Source organism: Microvirga sp. 2MCAF35, assembly GCF_052115545.1.
Lineage (GTDB): Bacteria > Pseudomonadota > Alphaproteobacteria > Rhizobiales > Beijerinckiaceae > Microvirga.
In genome coordinates, this window is sequence record NZ_JBFRGW010000032.1 from 33,032 (window position 1) to 50,725 (window position 17,694).

16 protein-coding genes are annotated in these 17,694 nt (G+C 65.7%); 9 read left to right on the plus strand and 7 right to left on the minus strand.

What is annotated here, in order from left to right:
* Positions 1-60 precede the first annotated feature (60 nt).
* The 7 genes from AB4097_RS15925 to AB4097_RS15955 all read left to right on the plus strand — a co-directional run bounded on the left by AB4097_RS15925 (position 61) and on the right by AB4097_RS15955 (position 6,344).
* The gene (locus AB4097_RS15925; protein ID WP_442041251.1) at positions 61-1,344 is read left to right on the plus strand and encodes an extracellular solute-binding protein; all 1,284 of its coding nucleotides are present in this window, start codon (positions 61-63) and stop codon (positions 1,342-1,344) included.
* Between the two features lie 67 nt (positions 1,345-1,411).
* Complete coding sequence (locus tag AB4097_RS15930) at positions 1,412-2,263, plus strand: carbohydrate ABC transporter permease (protein WP_442041253.1); 852 nt, start codon at positions 1,412-1,414, stop codon at positions 2,261-2,263.
* Positions 2,260-3,120, plus strand: coding sequence for a carbohydrate ABC transporter permease (locus AB4097_RS15935; RefSeq protein ID WP_442041255.1), 861 nt, complete (start codon positions 2,260-2,262; stop codon positions 3,118-3,120). The genes AB4097_RS15930 and AB4097_RS15935 overlap by 4 nt, the downstream gene beginning before the upstream one ends.
* 11 nt (positions 3,121-3,131) lie before the next feature.
* The gene (locus AB4097_RS15940; RefSeq protein WP_442041257.1) at positions 3,132-4,181 is read left to right on the plus strand and encodes an ABC transporter ATP-binding protein; all 1,050 of its coding nucleotides are present in this window, start codon (positions 3,132-3,134) and stop codon (positions 4,179-4,181) included.
* Between the two features lie 27 nt (positions 4,182-4,208).
* Positions 4,209-5,486 (plus strand): MGH1-like glycoside hydrolase domain-containing protein, encoded by a 1,278-nt coding sequence (locus AB4097_RS15945; RefSeq protein ID WP_442041259.1) that lies wholly within the window; start codon positions 4,209-4,211, stop codon positions 5,484-5,486.
* Between the two features lie 111 nt (positions 5,487-5,597).
* Positions 5,598-5,888, plus strand: a complete 291-nt coding sequence (locus AB4097_RS15950) for a hypothetical protein (protein WP_442041261.1) — start codon at positions 5,598-5,600, stop codon at positions 5,886-5,888.
* Between the two features lie 162 nt (positions 5,889-6,050).
* Entirely contained in the window at positions 6,051-6,344 is a 294-nt protein-coding gene (locus tag AB4097_RS15955) for a hypothetical protein (protein ID WP_114943537.1), read from the plus strand.
* Between the two features lie 19 nt (positions 6,345-6,363).
* On the opposite strand, the gene AB4097_RS15960 is transcribed toward AB4097_RS15955, so the two are convergent.
* The 3 genes from AB4097_RS15960 to AB4097_RS15970 form a co-directional block, all read right to left on the minus strand.
* Complete coding sequence (locus AB4097_RS15960; protein WP_442041264.1) at positions 6,364-6,786, minus strand: helix-turn-helix domain-containing protein; 423 nt, start codon at positions 6,784-6,786, stop codon at positions 6,364-6,366.
* Between the two features lie 206 nt (positions 6,787-6,992).
* Positions 6,993-9,164: a mechanosensitive ion channel family protein gene (locus AB4097_RS15965; protein ID WP_442041266.1), complete on the minus strand. Its 2,172-nt coding sequence runs from the start codon at positions 9,162-9,164 to the stop codon at positions 6,993-6,995.
* Between the two features lie 88 nt (positions 9,165-9,252).
* Positions 9,253-10,425: an AraC family transcriptional regulator gene (locus tag AB4097_RS15970; RefSeq protein ID WP_442041268.1), complete on the minus strand. Its 1,173-nt coding sequence runs from the start codon at positions 10,423-10,425 to the stop codon at positions 9,253-9,255.
* Between the two features lie 295 nt (positions 10,426-10,720).
* On the opposite strand from AB4097_RS15970, the gene AB4097_RS15975 reads away from it, so the two are divergent.
* Positions 10,721-11,737 (plus strand): LLM class flavin-dependent oxidoreductase, encoded by a 1,017-nt coding sequence (locus tag AB4097_RS15975; protein WP_442041270.1) that lies wholly within the window; start codon positions 10,721-10,723, stop codon positions 11,735-11,737.
* A gap of 100 nt (positions 11,738-11,837) precedes the next feature.
* Here AB4097_RS15975 and AB4097_RS15980 read toward each other — a convergent pair whose 3' ends face one another.
* Positions 11,838-12,254, minus strand: coding sequence for a MerR family transcriptional regulator (locus AB4097_RS15980; RefSeq protein WP_442041272.1), 417 nt, complete (start codon positions 12,252-12,254; stop codon positions 11,838-11,840).
* A gap of 75 nt (positions 12,255-12,329) precedes the next feature.
* Here AB4097_RS15980 and AB4097_RS15985 point away from each other — a divergent pair, with 75 nt between their 5' ends.
* Entirely contained in the window at positions 12,330-14,639 is a 2,310-nt protein-coding gene (locus tag AB4097_RS15985; protein WP_442041274.1) for a heavy metal translocating P-type ATPase, read from the plus strand.
* A gap of 16 nt (positions 14,640-14,655) precedes the next feature.
* Here AB4097_RS15985 and AB4097_RS15990 read toward each other — a convergent pair whose 3' ends face one another.
* From AB4097_RS15990 to AB4097_RS16000, 3 genes are all read right to left on the minus strand, one after another.
* Positions 14,656-15,627: a cytochrome c oxidase assembly protein gene (locus AB4097_RS15990; protein WP_442041276.1), complete on the minus strand. Its 972-nt coding sequence runs from the start codon at positions 15,625-15,627 to the stop codon at positions 14,656-14,658.
* 86 nt (positions 15,628-15,713) lie between these two features.
* Entirely contained in the window at positions 15,714-16,382 is a 669-nt protein-coding gene (locus AB4097_RS15995; protein ID WP_442041278.1) for a transglutaminase-like cysteine peptidase, read from the minus strand.
* A 606-nt stretch (positions 16,383-16,988) separates the two neighbouring features.
* On the minus strand, positions 16,989-17,168 hold the full coding sequence (locus AB4097_RS16000) for a hypothetical protein (protein ID WP_442041280.1): 180 nt from the start codon (positions 17,166-17,168) through the stop codon (positions 16,989-16,991).
* Positions 17,169-17,694: the final 526 nt, after the last annotated feature.

Sequence of the window (17,694 nt, forward strand, 5' to 3'; positions counted from 1 at the left end):
GCCCTCGATCTTCCGGCCCCGGATCGAGCGGCACCGAGAAGGGACCAATGGAGGAAGGAAATGACGCATCCCGTATCGCTTCGCGCCATTGCCGCCGCGGCAGCCCTTTTCGGAGGGCTCTCGGTCGCTCAGGCGCAGGAAACGATTTTTTACTCGACCCAGCTTCGTCCCATCGAGGAAGCGACGAAAGTCCGTGACGTCCTGCTGAAAGGCATCCCGGGCAAGGTCACCTATGTGGTCGACGAGCCGCCCGCGTTTGCTGTCCGCATGAAGGCGGAGACGCAGGCGGGCAAGCGCACGGCGAGCGTCGTCGGCGCGCTGCACGGTGAATTGCAGCCGCATGTTCCGGCCGATCTCCAGCCCGTCGACGATGTCGCGGCGAAGCTGACGGATCGCGGCATTCCGGCGAGCCTGATGGATCTCGGTAAGCTCGGCACGGGCCAGCAGCAATACATCCCGTGGATGCAGGCCACCTACGTCATGGTCGCCAACAAGCAGGCGCTGCAATACCTGCCGGCCGGCGCGGACGTGAACACGCTCACCTATGCGCAGCTTCAGCAATGGGGCAAGAACATCGTCGACAAGACGGGCCAGCGCCGTCTCGGCTTCCCGGCCGGCCCGACGGGCCTCCTGCCGCGATTCTTCCAGGGTTATTTCTATCCGTCCTTCACGGGCGGCGTGGTCACGACCTTCAAGTCGCCCGATGCGGAAGCCGGGTGGAACGCCCTGAAGGACCTGTGGGCGGTGACGAACCCCAATTCCACCAACTACAACTTCATGCAGGAGCCCCTGCTCTCGGGCGAGGTGTGGATCGCGTGGGATCATATCGCCCGCGTGAAGGAAGCGCTCACCCTGCAGCCCGATCAGTTCGTCGCCTTCCCGGCCCCGGCCGGTCCGAAGGGACGCGGCTACATGCCGGTGATCGCCGGCCTCGCCATTCCGAAGGATGCGCCGAACCGCGCGGGCGCCGTGGCGGTGATCGAGCATCTGACCAAGCCTGAGACGCAGCTGGCGACGGCCGCCGAAGTCGGCTTCTTCCCGGTCGTGAAGGCGGAGCTGCCGGCGGATCTCGCACCCGGCATCAAGGCGCTCGCCGGCGCCGTGGCCGCGACGCAGAATGCGAAGGATGCGCTCGTGTCGCTCCTGCCCGTGGGTCTCGGCGCCAAGGGCGGCGAGTTCAACAAGGTCTACATGGACTCGTTCCAGCGCATCGTGCTGCGCAACGAGCCGGTTAAGGACGTGCTCGAAGCCCAGGCAAAGGTTCTCGACACGCTCATGAAGGAAACCGGCGCTCCCTGCTGGGCTCCGGACAAGCCGAGCCAGGGCGCTTGCCAGGTTCAGTAACCGACACGTCAAGCCCGGCGGACTCGCGCTCCGCTGGGCTTTATCCCCTCGTGAGTGGAGCGGCTTCATGCCTGCGCGCACATCCTGGATTCCCTATGCGCTGATCGCGCCATCGGTCGTCTTTCTCGGCGCGCTGTTTCTCGTGCCGCTCGTGCAGACGGTCTGGCTGTCGTTCTCCGGAGGTGAAGGTTTCTCGCTCGAAAACTACCAGCGCATGGCCGGCGACCTGAATTTTGCGCTCGCCATCAAGAACACGTTCCTGCTCACCCTTGTGGTGGTGCCGCTCCAGGTCGTTCTGGCGCTCGGCATGGCCACCATGGTGACGAAGCTCGACAAGGGCCGTGACCTGGTCCTGTGGGTGCTCACCATTCCGCTCGGAATTTCGGATCTCGCGGCCGGTCTCGCCTGGCTCGCCCTGCTCCAGAACACCGGCTACCTGAACTCCGCCCTTTATGCGCTGGGCATCATCCAAGGCCCGGTCGGCTGGCTTTCTCAGGAGACGCCCGTCGCCCTGTTCTTCGCCATCGTGCTCGCGGAACTCTGGCGCGCCACGGCCATCGTGCTGGTGATCCTGATCGCGGGCCTGCAGCTGATCCCGAAGGAATTCGCGGAAGCGGCCGAGATCTTCGGCGCGAAACCCTGGACGCGCTTCACCCGGATCACCCTGCCGCTTCTGAAGCCCAGCCTGCAATCCGCCCTGATCCTGCGCACAGTGCTGGCCTTCGAGGTCTTCGCCGTCGTCTATGCGCTCGGCGGCCGCAACTTCCCGGTTCTCGCCGGCGAGGCCTATGTCTGGCAGAACGACAACCAGAATTACGGGGTCGCCGCCGCTTACGCAGTCCTCATCATGGCGATCTCGCTCGCCGCAACGGCCCTATACCTGCGCGTGCTGAAAACACGTCCGGAGCAGCTCCCATGACAATCAGTGCTGCCGAACCGAAAACCGCCTCGACGAGCCGCGGCATGGCTCTTCCCTCGGCGCGACGTCTGCTTCTCTGGACAGGCCTCGCGGTGCTCATCGCCTGGGTGCTGGTGCCGATCTATCTCGTGGCGCTCGGCGCCTTCGGCGGCAGGCTCGGCGTGTTCCGCTGGCCGAAATCGATCTGGCCTTCGGATTTGTCTTTCACGGCGATGAGCCAGTTCCTCGTCATCGAGGGCGTGTTCAATGCTCTCATCAATTCGCTCATCGCCGCTGGGCTGACCGTGGTGTTCTCCATCGCGCTCGGCGCCCCTGCCGGCTATGCGCTGGCGCGCTATACCTTCCGCGGGCAGAACGCCTACCGGTTGCTCGTCCTCCTGACCCGCGCCTTCCCGCTCGCCATCCTGGCGTTGCCGCTTACCGTGTCGTTCATCCGCCTCGGGCTCTACGACACGCCCTTCGGCGTGTCGCTGATCCACACGGTGCTGGCCCTGCCTTTTGCTGCGCTCGTCACGCAGAGCCTGTTCATGGGCATTCCGCGCGAATACGAGGAGGCCGCCTGGGTGTTCGGCTGCACGCGCTTCCAGGCCTTCATGAAGGTTGTCCTGCCGCTCGCGCTGCCGGGCTTGGCCGCCACGGCGATCTTCGCCTTCGTGATCTCCTGGAACGAAGTGTTCGCCGCCTCGATCCTGACCGTGCGCGAGCGGACGCTCACCGCCTATCTTCTGCGGATCCTGGCCGAGAGCCCGCTGCATTACCGCTTCGCCGGCGGCTTCATCCTCATCATCCCCTCCGTGCTCTTCATCTTCGCCGTGAGACGATACCTCTTCGCGGTGTGGGGCATCGCCAGCAAGTAACGGATCACCTCATGGCCGACATCGTCATCGATCGCGTCGTCAAGGAGTTCGGCTCCTTCCGCGCCCTGCAGGAAGTCTCGCTCACCGTGAACGACGGCGAGTTCGTGGCCCTGCTCGGCCCCTCGGGCTGCGGCAAGACCACGCTCTTGCGCATCATTGCTGGCCTCGAGACGCAAAGCGCCGGCCGCGTCGTCATCGGCGGTCAGGACGTGAGCGACCTCAGCCCCCGCAAGCGCGGACTGGCGATGGTGTTCCAGAACTACGCCGTCTTCCCGCACATGACCGTGTTCGAGAACGTCGCCTTCGGGCTGCGGATGCAGAAGGCCCCACAGGCGGAGGTCAAGCGCAAGGTCGAAAGCGCGGCAGCCCTGCTCCACATCGAGAGCTATCTCGACCGCTATCCGGCGAAACTCTCGGGCGGTCAGCGTCAGCGCGTGGCGGTGGCCCGCGCGCTCGCCGTCGAGCCGGCCGTGCTGCTCATGGACGAGCCGCTCTCCAATCTCGACGCGCTCCTGCGGCTCGAGATGCGCACGGAGCTGAAGGCGGTCCTGCGCGAAGCCGGGACCACGACGATCTACGTGACGCACGACCAGACCGAGGCCATGGGCCTCGCCGACCGCATCGCCGTGATGTATGGCGGCAAGATCGAGCAGATCGGCTCGCCGCTCGACATCTACGCCACGCCGGCCACCCGCTTCGTCGGCGGCTTCATCGGTTCGCCGCCCATGAACTTCATCAAGGTCCGGTCGAGCCACGGTACCGCGCGGATCGGCGACGCCGCCCTGCCCTGCCCGCCCACGGCCGAGAGCCTGGAGCTCGGTCTGCGCGGCGAGGATGCGAGCCTCAGTGCCAATGGCTCGGGCATCCCCTTCGACGTGCGCGTCGTGGAGCCGATGGGCTCGCACCTCCTCCTCACCGGCGCCATCGACGGCCAGCTCGCCCGCATCGTGGCGCCGCCGACCGCCAAGGTGAATCCCGGCGAGCGCGTGGGGCTGACCGTGGATCCCGCGCGCGTGACCTGGATCGACAGCACCACCGGACGCGCCCTCGTCCGGGCCTGAATGTTTTCGAATTGAAGGACATTTGAGATGACCATGCTTCCCAGGGAAGAAGCCGCGCGCGCCATTCTCGCACGCAACGATCGCGGCGGTTACACGGTGCCGACCGACCGGCTCTATCCGTTCCAGTGGAACTGGGATTCCGCCTTCGTGGCCATGGGCTTTGCGATCTTCGACGTGGACCGGGCCTATCGCGAGCTGGAGCGCCTGATCGAAGGCCAATGGGACGACGGGATGATCCCGCACATCGTGTTCCACGCGCCGAGCGACACCTATTTTCCCGGTCCGGACGTGTGGGGCACGCGCCACCGGGTTCCGACTTCGGGCATCACGCAGCCCGCGGTCTTCGGCATGGCGCTTCGCCACGTCCATGAGGCGGCCCTCGCAACCGGAACGGCCGGCGCGACGGAGCGCACGAAAGCGCTGTTCAAGGCCGCCCTGCGCTCGCACCGCTGGTGGCTCGCCGCGCGCGATCCGGAGGGGCTCGGCGTCGTAGCGATCCTTCACCCCTGGGAGAGCGGCAGCGACAACTCGCCGGCTTGGGACGAGGGGTTGGCCCGTGTGCCGACCACCACGACCACCACCATCCGCCGCAAGGACACGGGCCACGTGGATGCTTCCATGCGTCCGCGCGACGAGGATTACCAGCGCTTCATTCACCTCGTCGACACCTATCGGGATTGCGGCTGGGACCCCAGGCGGCAATGGGCGGCAGCCCCCTTCAAGGTGGCCGACGTGCAGATGACGGCCATCCTGGCCCGCGCGACAGCCGATCTGATGCATCTGGCCGAGACCTTGGGAACGGACGCGGAGAAGGCCGAACTCTCGCGCATGCACGAGAGGCTGCTCGCGGGTCTTGCCCGCCGCTGGCGGCCCGAACTGTCCCGCTTCGTCAATCTCGACCTGATCTCCGGACAGGACATCGAAACGCCGACGCAGGCGGGATTCATTCCTCTCGTGGCCTTGACGCTCGACGATGGTCAGCGGACGGCCATCGTGGCGGAGATCGAGCGCTGGCTGTCGGGCATGTTCGTCGGCGTTCCCTCGACTCCATCCTTCTCGCCTGCCTTCGAGCCGAAGCGTTATTGGCGCGGCCCGGTCTGGGCGGTGATCAACTGGCTCATCTGCGATGGACTGCGCCTGAACGGGTCGGACGATCTCGCCCGCCGGATCGAGCGGACCATCGTCCAAGCTATCGAGAGCGCCGGATTCTGCGAATATTTCGATCCGACGACGGGCGAGGGCCTGGGCGGCGATACCTTCTCCTGGACGGCCGCAGCCTACATGGTGCTCGGCCGGCGGACCTGACCATCCGCTTTCCAGCGCAACCCTCTGGCCCAAAAGGTCAAAGGGCTGTCCCGTTCCATCAAGCGCTTATGTCCGGCCGTGCTATGGTGGTCCGGAAAGTGCAGGGAAGCGATGAAGCGCGTCCTCATCTTGATCGTCACGTCCGGTTTCGTGACGGGCGCGATGGCCCAGACGGGAGCCACGACCTTGACCATGACCTGTGCCGCGGCCAGGGGAATCGTGGCCTCGCGAGGCGCCGTCGTGCTCCGCACTGGACCAACGACGTATGACCGCTATGTCAGAGATTCGAGTTTCTGCGCGCTCCCTGAAACGGCACAGCCCGCCTGGGTGAAAACGGCCGATGCCGCCCAATGCCCCATTGGAAGCGTTTGCCGTTCCATGGAGATCGACAACGGCCGTTAAAGGCCTCCCGCATCGGGCGGACCTGCAGGGCCAAGTAAGTTAAACGTGAACCCGGTTTTCCGCGAAGAGCGATGCACCAGATATAGAGACTGAGCAGCGGAGCCTCCTGGTAGGGAACGGTCCAGGATCAATCCGCCGTCACAATGGAGCAGGAGGCCGCCCATGAAGCGAGCCGTGATCGTGTTGATGTCATCCGCATTCCTGACCGGCGCGCAGGCCCAGCCGCGTCCGTCGACGCTGGCCGCTCCCTGCGGTGCCAGCCAGCAATTGGTGTTTGCGCGAGGAGCCATCGTCCTGGGAACCGGCGGGCAAACCTACGACCGGTTCGTGCGCGACGAAACCTTCTGCGCGATCGGCGAATACGCCCAGCAGGCCTTCGTCCCGAGCCGCGACACGCCGTGGTGCTTCGTCGGATACCGCTGCAAGCAGGGCCCGCGGGATTTGTGGGACGATTGAGAGCCGGCCCGGGCATCCTTCAGGGAAGGATGCCCGGGCGCGGAATGCGCGTGTTCAGGGAATTTCCGGCACGGGAGTGGCTGGCGCGCCAAGCCGACGGCGTCTGACCGGCCCAACGCCGGAACGCGCGGGTGAAGGCGCTCAGTTCGGAATACCGCAGGACCGCGGCAATCTGGTTCACCGCCATGTCGGTGTTCTCCAGAAGCTCGCACGCGATCTCGAAACGCACCTCATTGGCCAATTGGCGGAAGGCGAGCCCCTCCGTGCGCAGATGCCGGCTCATGGTGCGACGGTGCATCGAGAACAGGCGGGCGATGGCAGCAGCGGAACAGGTATCCCTGAGCAGCTCGGTCCGAAGCACGCGCCGCAGATCGTCGGTGAGGGGACCGGCGCCATGGCCCGGCGGCGTTTCTTCTGTCCTGCGGGTGGATGACATCTCCATGGTCCCCTCCGCCTCTCCGGCAGCCCTACCCCCCGAATAGCGCCATCATGGCGGCTCCCGAATCCCCCTGCTTGACCGCTTGTGACTTCCGCTTGACACTTGAGACCACATGCGGGCGGCCATCCGGGTCAGAACGATGCGCTTTTCGAGGAGCAGAGCATCGGATGGATCCCTAAAGTGCAAGTTCACTTTTTGGGTCCGATGCTCTAGCCGCCCTCTTCCGGCTTGCCCTTGACGAGGGTGAGCATGTGTCGGGCCGCGGCCGGCTCGGCATCTCCGCGGCCCGACACCTGGACGGTCGGGAATGCGAACGCGATGCCGTTCTCGTCGAAGGCCTTCTTGATTATCGCATAGGCCTTGCGCCGGATCACGAACTGCTCGCCCGGGCGGGTCATCATCTTCATGCGCAGCTGGATGGCGAAATCACCGAACTGCTCCACGCCCTGCATCTTCAGCGGCTCGATGATGTTGGGCGCGCATTCCGGATCCGCCGCCAAGTCCTTGCCCACCTGCTTGATGATCTTCTTCGCCTTGTCGAGGTCGGTGTCGTAGGTGACGTTGAGGGTCATCTTGTCGATGACCCAGTCGCGGCTCATGTTCTCCACCGCCCCGAGCTGTCCGTACGGAATCGTGAAGACCGGGCCGCGATGATGCCGGAGCTTCACGGAGCGGAAGCCCAGCTTCTCCACGGTGCCCTTGTAGCTTCCGCTCTGGATGTACTCGCCGACCCGGAAAGCGTCGTCGAGCAGATAGAAGATGCCGCTGATGATGTCTCTCACCAGAGTCTGCGACCCGAACCCGATGGCGACGCCGAAGATGCCCGCGCCGGCAATGAGCGGACCGATCTCCACCCCCAGGGATGAGAGCGCCATGAGCACGGCCACCGTGGCCAGGACGATGAAGGCCGCCATGCGGAACATCGGCAGCAGCGTTCGGACCCGCGCCTGGCGCAAAGCCTCCTCGCTGCCGGGAGCGGCCTCGGCCTGCAGGCGGGCCAGCCTGCGGTCGATCTGTGTCTTCACCAGCTGCCAGAGAAGATCGGCCACCAGCAGAATCACGATGCTGCTGAGCACGCCACGGACGAGCCGCGTGACGACGGTGTCGCGGCTGGTCATCTCACCCCAGTCGATTCCCCAGGCCCATGCGAGGAACAACGCCGCCCCGACGATCAGAAGGGCCTGGATGCCCCGGTCGAGATAGACGGCACGGAGTTCGCCGCCGTGGGCGGTCTCCGCGGCGTCCTGGGACCGCAGCAGATGGCGGGCGGCATCCCTGGTGATCTTGATCGCCTGGAACAGGACGACGGCCACCAACAGCAGCCAGAACAGACCCATGAGGCCCGCGACCCACAGGCCCCAGAGCAGGACGAGATAGAGCGACAGCAGCCACGTCCCGATCAGGTGACGATGTGCAGGGCGCTCCGATGCTTCCGGCGCGACCAGGGGACGGGATGGCCATCGCCAGACGGCTTCGACCGCCAGGGCCAGAAGGCCGATCCCCATGACATACGCCACCACCTTGCGGCTGTCGGGAGAGAAACCGAGGGTTCGCGCCGATTCGATCGTGGCCCAGCCGAAGGCGAACCAGCCGACGAACAGCACGATGCGGCGGTGCCAGAAGCGCGCCGCCCCGTCGGTCATGGGAACGACCCGGAGCATTTCGGGATCGTGCGGGCCCACCGGCCTGGGCGAGAGCAGTATCCGGCATACCAGCAAGGCGATCCGCAGCAGGAGCGCCGCGACGAGATAGGCGAGCACGATGCGCCTGAGCAGGGGCGGCCAGTCGAAGACAAGGAACGCCCCGATGCTCCCCAGGCCGAAGATCGCCACATGGGCCAGTCCGAATCCCAGGCGCCAGCCGACCAACCGCAGCCGGTCGTTGGCCGCCCGCACAGGATGGGAGAGGATCCGCTCGCCTGTCGCTGCCGTGATCCTGCGGAAGATCCATTCGGCCCCGGCGCCAAGGGCCAGGAAACCGATCACGAGGAGGACGACGCCGGCCGCGGATCGGCTCTGAAGCTCCTGCGACAGCAGATCCGCGGCCTGCCGGGTCTCTTGGGGGAGACGAGGCACCGCCGCCGCCAGGGAAGCGAGATGCGTCCGCAGTGCCTCGACACGCGTCGCCATCAGCTCGGAATTCATGTCCTGCGGCTGTTGCGTCGTCTCCGTGGTCGAGGGCGGCACCGGACGTGCCTGCCGGTCGATCCACGCCCGTGTGGCGGGGTCCTCCAGAAGTCGCATCAGCTCCTGAACCTGCGGCGGTGCGGGCGGAGCCGCATCGGTCTGGGCTCGGGCCGGACCAAGGCCCGCATGGACCAGGATCAGGACCATCAGGCCCCACAGAGCGGCGACCAAGGTTCGGTGGGGGCTCTTGCTCAAGGTCTACTCCGAACAGGGCTGATGACGGGCGCCGCTGGACGAGCTTGCCATAGGGAGTCACGACCTGCCAATCGCTCGGCCCGCGAGGTCACTGTAGGCTTCCCGACGCTCCGTGCTTGACCCGCGAGGACAATACATTGACACTTTGGGCTATCGGGGCGAGGCGACCGTCGGCCCGCCAGGCCTTGGGCGTCCGGCCCGACCAGCGCCGGAAAGCCCGGGTGAAGGCACTGGCTTCCGAGTAGCCCAGTGCTGCTGCGATCTGCCCCAGGGGCACCTCGGTGTCCTGCAGCAATTGCCGGGCGATCTCGAATCGGATCTCGTTGGCGATCGCCCGATAGCCTATGCCGCTGTCCTTCAGGCGGCGGCTGAGGGTCCGGCGGTGCATGGCCAGCGTCTCGGCGATGGCTTCGGCCGAGCAGCGGGTGCTCGTCAGCCGCGTCCGCAACAAGCGCCGGATGTCGTCGGAAAACTCGCGGCCCTGGGCGATCTTCATCTGCCGGACACGCTCCTCCAGCACCTCCCGCATCATCGGATCGGCGCCGTCGACTCGACGGTCCAGATCACGCGCCGGAAAAACGAGGGTGGCGCTCTCCTGGTTGAACCGGACGGGCGCCCGGAAATGGCGCCGGTACGGCTCCTGGTCCGCAGGTGCAGTCCGAGGCAGCAGCACCTCGGCCGGGTTCCAATCCGCTCCGCACAGGGCGCGCAGGGCATTGACCGCCACCGCAAGGGATCCGTCCGAGATCTGATCCGCGCTCTCGGCCTCGAGCAGGTAGATCGAGAAGGTGAGCAGGGCCATGCCGTCACTGATCGTGAGCGAGGGCACGGCGCCCCGGTTCTCGATGCTCAGGTTCGACACGAGCGACTGCACGGCATCCCCGACAGTCTCGGAATGCTGTATCAGGCGGCCGACCAGCCCCAAGGACAGGATCGTCGCGTGCCGACCGGCCAGCAACCCGAAATGCGGACAACGGGTGCGGGCGACGCTCAGGGTGAGCAGCCGGCCCAGAGCCGCGTGCGGAATGATGTTCGCGTCATCGTCGAAGAGGCCCGGATCCAGTCCCGCCTCACGGATGACCGGAGCCGGATCGATGCCGAATTCGTGTAGGGTCGGCGCGATTTCCTTGGCGACTCCCAAGTGAATGTAGCCGGGCGGAAGCGTGCGACCCAATCCCGCCGGAACCGCGGACCCGAGCGATATGGGCCGTTCCTGACCGTTGCTCTTACTCCTGAACGTAGGCCCGATGTCGTTGCTCATCGCCATGGCCTTCCCGCAGAGTTCTGATCCCTGCCTCAAGACCGCACAATCGGTCCGTGCGGATACCGATGCCTTGACCAAGATCAATTTAACATAAGTTAGTCGGTAATTGCGACTCAATTGCGAACATGGCCTCTGCCGTTCTTGTCGCTGCTCCCTGCAGCGCATCCGCGCCGAAATTGATCTGTCGTGGTGGGTCCCATAGGAGAGTTTCTCATAGGAGAGCCTCGGCACGAACGATGACCTGTTGTCTCTCGTGCCGAACCGCCACACGGCATTTGCATAGGACCGCCTCATGAAGAAGATCGGCTTTCTCTCGTTCGGGCACTGGTCACCCTCGCCGCAGTCGCAGACGCGCTCGGCCCGCGATACCCTGCTCCAGTCCATCGACCTTGCTGTCGCGGCCGAGGAGCTGGGCGCGGACGGCGCCTATTTCCGCGTCCACCATTTCGCCCGTCAGCTCGCCTCGCCCTTCCCGCTGCTGGCGGCCGTCGGCGCGAAGACCAGCCGCATCGAGATCGGCACCGCCGTCATCGACATGCGCTACGAGAACCCGCTCTACATGGCCGAGGATGCGGGCGCGGCCGACCTGATCAGCGGCGGGCGTCTTCAGCTCGGCATCAGCCGCGGCTCGCCCGAACAGGTGATCGATGGCTGGCGCTATTTCGGCTACACGCCGGAGGAGGGCCAGAGTGACGCCGACATGGCCCGCCAGCATACGGAAGTGCTTCTGAACGTCCTCAAGGGAGAGGGCTTCGCCGAGCCGAACCCGCGCCCGATGTTCCCCAACCCGCCCGGCCTGCTGCGCCTCGAGCCGCATTCCGAAGGCCTGCGCGAGCGCATCTGGTGGGGCTCGGCCTCCAACGCGACGGCCGTCTGGGCTGCGCAGCAGGGCATGAACCTCCAGAGCTCGACCTTGAAGGAGGACGAGACGGGCGAGCCCTTCCACGTCCAGCAGGCCAGGCAGATCCGCCGCTATCGGGAAGCCTGGAAGGGGGCGGGGCATGCCCGCGAGCCCCGCGTCTCGGTTTCGCGTTCGATCTTCGCGCTCGTGAACGACCGTGACCGCGCCTATTTCGGCCTCGGCAAGGACGGCGACCAGATCGGCATCATCGACAACATGCGGGCGATCTTCGGCCGCTCCTACGCGGCCGAGCCCGACAGGCTCGTCGAGGAACTCAAGGCGGACGAGGCGATCGCCGAGGCCGATACGCTGCTTCTGACCGTGCCGAACCAGCTTGGCGTCGAGTACAACGCCCATGTCATCGAGGCCATCCTGAAGCATGTGGCTCCGGCCATGGGCTGGCGGTGAGAATCAGGCCGAAACGCAGGATGATCGGCACGATGCTTTAAGTGTTTGGTGTATCGCATCTTTACACGCAAAACCGGTTCCCACTTTTGCGTTCGATGCCCTAATGCCGCTCGTGCCGGCACTGCCCATGATCGGCCAGCACCTCGATGATGCGGCAGTCGGAAATCTTCCGGTAGTCGCACGTGACCATCGCCTCGAGTTCGTCGCGCAGGGCCGTGAGCCGGACGATCTTGTCGTTGACCTCGTCGAGATGAGCCCTGGTGATCTCATGGGCCTCGCCACAGGCGCGGTTGGGATCATTCGCAAGGCTCAGGAGTTGCCGGATGGCCTCGACTTCGAACCCGAGTTCGCGGGCATGGCGGATGAAGTTGAGCCGGCGAACGTCGCCCGCGCCATAGCGCCGCTGCTGGCCCTCCGTCCGGTTCGGCTCAGCCAGCAGGCCGATCTGCTCGTAATAGCGGATGGTCGGGACCTTCACCTGGGCCTGCCGCGACAGCTCTCCGATGGTCAGGGACATGCAAGAAACCTCTTGAACCTCTAGTCGCTAGAGGATGTAGGCTCCGGGCGAATCGAAGTGAAGAGGTCTTTTGCGATGAGTGAGGCACGCAACCCATTCGGCGGCCATGAGGACAAGTCCGCGAAGGGACAGCGCACCCGCTACCGCGTCTCGGGCATGGATTGCGCCTCCTGCGCGGCCAAGATCGAGACGGCCCTGCGACGCAACACGGGCGTGGAGGACGTCAACGTCTCCGTCCCGGCCGGGACCGTGATCGTCGCCCATGACGACACAATCGTCCCGGCCGCCCTTGCCAAGCAGATCACGACGCTGGGCTACCAAGTCACTGGGCAGGGTTCTGCGGAGGCCAAGGCCACCCCACCGGCGGCCGGTCACGACCACGGACACGTGCACGGCCCCGGATGCGACCACGATCATGGCCATGAAGACCATGACCATCACGATGATCACGAGCACAGTCACGATGACGAAGCTGCCGCCGGCCTGCACGGGCACCTGCATGATCATGGCTCGAGCGACGGTCCCTGGTGGAGGAGCCCACGGGGGCGCCTGACCATCGCCTGCGGCCTGGCGCTCGTGGCCGCCTACCTCATCGGCCGGCTCCTGCCGCAGACCGGGCATTGGGCCTTCGTCCTCGCCATGGCGGTCGGCCTCGTGCCGATTGCCCGGCGCGCCATCGTGGCGGCCCGCTTCGGCACGCCGTTCTCCATCGAGATGCTCATGACCATCGCGGCCGTCGGCGCCGTGATCATCGGGGCCACCGAGGAGGCGGCCATGGTGGTGTTCCTGTTCCTGGTCGGCGAATTGCTCGAAGGCGTCGCTGCGGGCCGTGCCCGGGCCAGCATCCAGAACCTGACCAAGCTGGTGCCCAAGACGGCCCTGATCGAGCGGAACGGCCGGACCGAGGAAGTCCCGGCCGAGACCCTTACGGTCGGCTCCGTCATCCTCGTCCGCCCCGGCGACCGGGTTCCCGCCGATGGCGAGATCGTCTCCGGCGAGAGTGCCATCGACGAGGCGCCGGTGACCGGCGAGAGCGTACCCAAGCGCAAGGGCGAGGGTGAGACCGTCTTCGCCGGCACGATCAACGGTGACGGCGCCCTGCGCGTCCGCGTCACCGCGGCCGCGCAGGACAACACCATCGCGCGCATCGTGCGTCTCGTCGAGGAGGCGCAGGAGAGCAAAGCTCCGACCGAGCGTTTCATCGACCGTTTCTCGCGCTACTACACGCCTGCCGTGCTCGTGGTCGGCGCCCTTGTCGCCATCGTGCCGCCCCTGCTCTTCGGCGCGCCCTGGGGCGCGTGGGTCTACAAGGGCCTGGCGATCCTGCTGATCGGCTGTCCCTGCGCTCTCGTGATCTCGACGCCGGCGGCCATCGCCGCAGGCCTTGCAGCCGGCGCCCGACGCGGCCTGCTCATGAAGGGCGGAGCCGTGCTGGAGACGCTGGGTACCATTACCGTGGCGGCTCTGGACAAGACCGGCACCCTGACCGAGGGCAGGCCCAAGGTGACGGACGTGATTCCCGTCGGGCGCTCGGAACGCGAGGTCCTGTCCCTGGCGGCCGCGCTCGAAACGGGATCGAGCCATCCGCTCGCCACGGCGATCCTGGCGAAGGCCGCGGAGGCCGGCGTTCCGGTGCCGCCGGCCGCCAATGCCGGTGCCGTCGGAGGCAAGGGGGTGACCGGCAGCGTCGGCGGGATTGCGCTCTTCCTCGGCTCGCCCAAGGCCGCCGGCGAGCAGGTGGCGCTCACATCCGAGCAGACGGCGCTGATCACCGGGCTGAACGACGAGGGCAAGTCCGTCTCGGTGCTGCTCACGGGCGATCAGGTCGCCGGGGTGATCGCCATGCGCGACGAGCCGCGCCCCGACGCGAAAGAGGGGCTCGAGGCCCTGAAGCGGGCCGGCGTCGACACGCTCATGGTCACCGGCGACAACCGGCGCACGGCAACGGCCATCGCGACGGGGCTCGGCATCGAGCCCCGGGCCGATCTGCTGCCGCAGGACAAGCAATCCATCGTCAGGGAACTGCAGGCCAACGGCCATGTGGTGGCCAAGATCGGCGACGGCATCAACGACGCCCCGGGACTGGCGGCGGCGGATGTGGGGATCGCCATGGGCGGCGGCGCAGACGTGGCGCTGGAGACGGCCGACGCGGCGGTGCTGCACGGGCGCGTGCTCGACATCGCCCGCATGGTGCGCCTGTCGCGGGACACGATGGCCAACATCCGCCAGAACATCGCCATCGCGCTCGGGCTCAAGGCAGTGTTCCTGGTGACGACCATCCTGGGCATCACCGGCCTGTGGCCGGCCATCCTGGCGGATACGGGCGCGACCGTGCTGGTCACGGCCAACGCCATGCGCCTGCTCGCCGCCGGAGGACGAACCTGATCGAGCCTGAAGGCGCTCACTCGGTTCCGGCTGAAGCCGCCGCTTCGGGGGCTCGGCTGGAGCCGGTGATGAGACGCCCCATGATCACGAGGGCCGTGGCGAAGTAGACCCCGCCCATGGGGATCCACATGATCAGCCCGGCGAGCCTCTGGTCGTCGATCGGCAACAGGCCCCATGCGGCGCTGCGGAGCGCCATCAGCGGGTACCAGACCTGCGGCGAGAGGGCGAGGAGCAGGCCGAGAACGGCCGTGTGCAGGAACGTAAAGAAGAGGAGCGCGGCGGCCAGCCCGGACCCGAGCCCCGGCACCCGGTAGGTCTCCAGGATCACGTGCCAGAACAGCAGGCTCACCGCCAGCAGCACCGCGACCATGAGCACGTGCAGGCCGGCATTCAGCAATGCGCCCTGATAGAGCGCGGGGACATGCCAGAACCAGATATTCGCCCCGTAGAGCACGAAGCTGGCGAGGAGATAGGCATAGGGCTGCGACGCCGGCTTGTCGGTTCGCACAGTCTCGATCGTCATGCGAAGACGGGCCGGTAGCGATGCGAGCAGGACGCGACCTGGACGGCTCAGGGCCAGGAGCAGCGGTGCGCCGGCGACGAGCAGGACGTGCTGGACCATATGGGCCCAGGCCAGGGTCGCGGCCATGCGGCACAGCGGCGAGACCAACGCGACCGCCAAGCATGCGATGCCGGCGGCAAAAAGACCTTGCCGGCCCAGGGAAGGCTTGGCGTCTCCGTGCAGGACGCGCAGCCCACGACCATAGAGGGCCGCGACGAGGACCAGCGGCAGCGCGATCACGGGCGAGAGGCTCCAGGAGCTCCAGACCTGGTCCGGACGTGTCTCGGGAAGAGTCGCAAGGCAGAGGGTCAGCAGTCCTGGCGGAAGATCCGGTTGCGCGGCCGCCGCGGATCCGGCCGAAAGGAAGAAGGCTCCGGCGCCATAAAGGCCGAAGCGCATCGATGCCTTGACCCAGAATTCGGACACATGGCCCTCCCGAACAAGCTCCGCAATGACAACTGCGGCCGGGCGGCTTTGTTCTCCGGGTTGGTTCGTCCCGTGCCGGAATGTGCTTACTGGTTGGCCGTCATGGTCGGCGACACCTGGCCGCCGAGCGAGGCCCAGGCCATGCTCTGGTCGCCCTCGCGCTTGATGTAGGTGTAGCCCGTCCTGTGCCACGGAAGGACGGCATTGCGCTTGTTGTCGAGGATGAAGTCGCCGCGGTTGGTGCGCACCATCATCACGGCGTGGCCTGCGCCCTCCTCGTCGATCACAACGGTCATGCGCAGCGCGCGGTGGGGAAATCCGGCCTCGACGAGACGCTTGCGCTTGACGAGCTGGTAATCCTCGCAGTCGCCGTAGCCGTCCTCGGCGAAGTCCCAGCGGTCTTCGACGCCCCAGTGGTCCGTGTCGGTCTTGGGCTTGATGGCAGCATTGACCTGCTGGTTGATGCGCACGATCGCCTGCCATTCCTTGGCACCGAGATGAATGGTCGCGGGCTCCGACGGATCGACCGCGCATTCCTGCGGATACTGCTCGCAGAACCGGACCCAGCCCATGATCGGCTTAGCCACGCCTACCTGGGCCACGGGCTGCGATGAACCCGGCACGATGCTTCCGGTATGGGTCTGAGCCTGCGCGATCGCGGCGGTCAGTGTCAGGGTGAGGGAAACAGCGGCGAAACGGAACGTGTTCTTGCAAGAAGGCAGAACGTTCAGGAGCCCGAAGAGAGGTTGCCGCATTGCCCCCACCAATGTGCCGTTAAGGAATTGTTCATCTTTATTGGCACGGCGCGGATGGCGAATTCAAGGCAAGAGTTAAACAACGGTTAACAGACCGCAGCCGTTTTCGTTCCAGGCGTCGACCGCCCGCGAAGGGCACCGATGTCGCAGCCAGGTTATGGAGATGTTCTTGCAGGCCCTGGGACAGGTCGGGCAATGGCAGACCGGTCACCCGACGACCGCTGAGGCCAACCGGGGCTCACGGCGGGACCGCCCCGCCGCGACAGGGCGCGCTCCTGGGCGGCGCAGACCCAGCGAGTCGGAGTCGGCTCATCCGCTCCTGAAAGGCCCAGATGAATCGATCACGAAGCCGCAGGAGCCCCGACAATCCGGGCGGAACCGCCGGCGCTCGACTTGAATCGACTGTAATAAACCTGGAGCTGACCCCACTTGCGCAGGATCAGCTCTCTTCCTTGTCATGCCGCGTGTTGACGGCGGACCGGATCCACTTCGCCGGAAAATAATCTAGAGCATCGGACGTGAATTCGAACGCACGTCCGATGCTCCAAGTCTTTGTTTCTCGCATCTCTACACGCAAAACCGGTACCCACTTTTGCGTTCGATGCTTTAGCCGATCTGCTCGAGAATGATGGCTCGGATTTCTTCGCGGGTGAGAGTGGTCTGCTGTGGCTGCCACGCGGAGAGGGACTTGTGCGGCGGCTTCTTCGGCAAGGGCTGGGACAGCGTCTTGACGGGCTTTGTATGAGATTTCGTGTACATAGGGTCCTCGAGCGGCTTCAGCTTCATGCTGTGCCGCTGTTGTTGTTGATGGGATCGAATGCGGAGCAAAACGACGGATCCGCCGCGTGAACTGGACGCAGCGATCAAACTTCAAAGGTGCGGAAAGCGGGCTCGGCGCTCAATCGTGAGCTTCAGAGAGCAGGCCGAACATATCGGTTGGATGGAAGCAATATGGACTACTTTCCGGGCAATTGCAAGATAGAATAGAAAATAACGATGATAAAGCCAGATGAGGGCCACCGAAGAAGCATGGCTCGACCGCACCTGACTTTCTACGAAATCTGCCTGAATCCTGAGATTCCGGGGTATAAACAGAGCTATTCTGGGCAACAACTTTGTCGATGCACCTTGTATTCGCCGCAAGGAGCGCCTAAATAGAGATCATCGACATTTGGCCGGACAATCGGGCCGTTACGCCTTGGCCTTCCAGGCGCACGTTCAGACCCTCTTCCCAAACATCGACGAACCCGAGTGTGAGGGCGTGCGGGTGCATGCCCCTTGCTCACGTGCATAGCTAGCCTAACCAAGGATA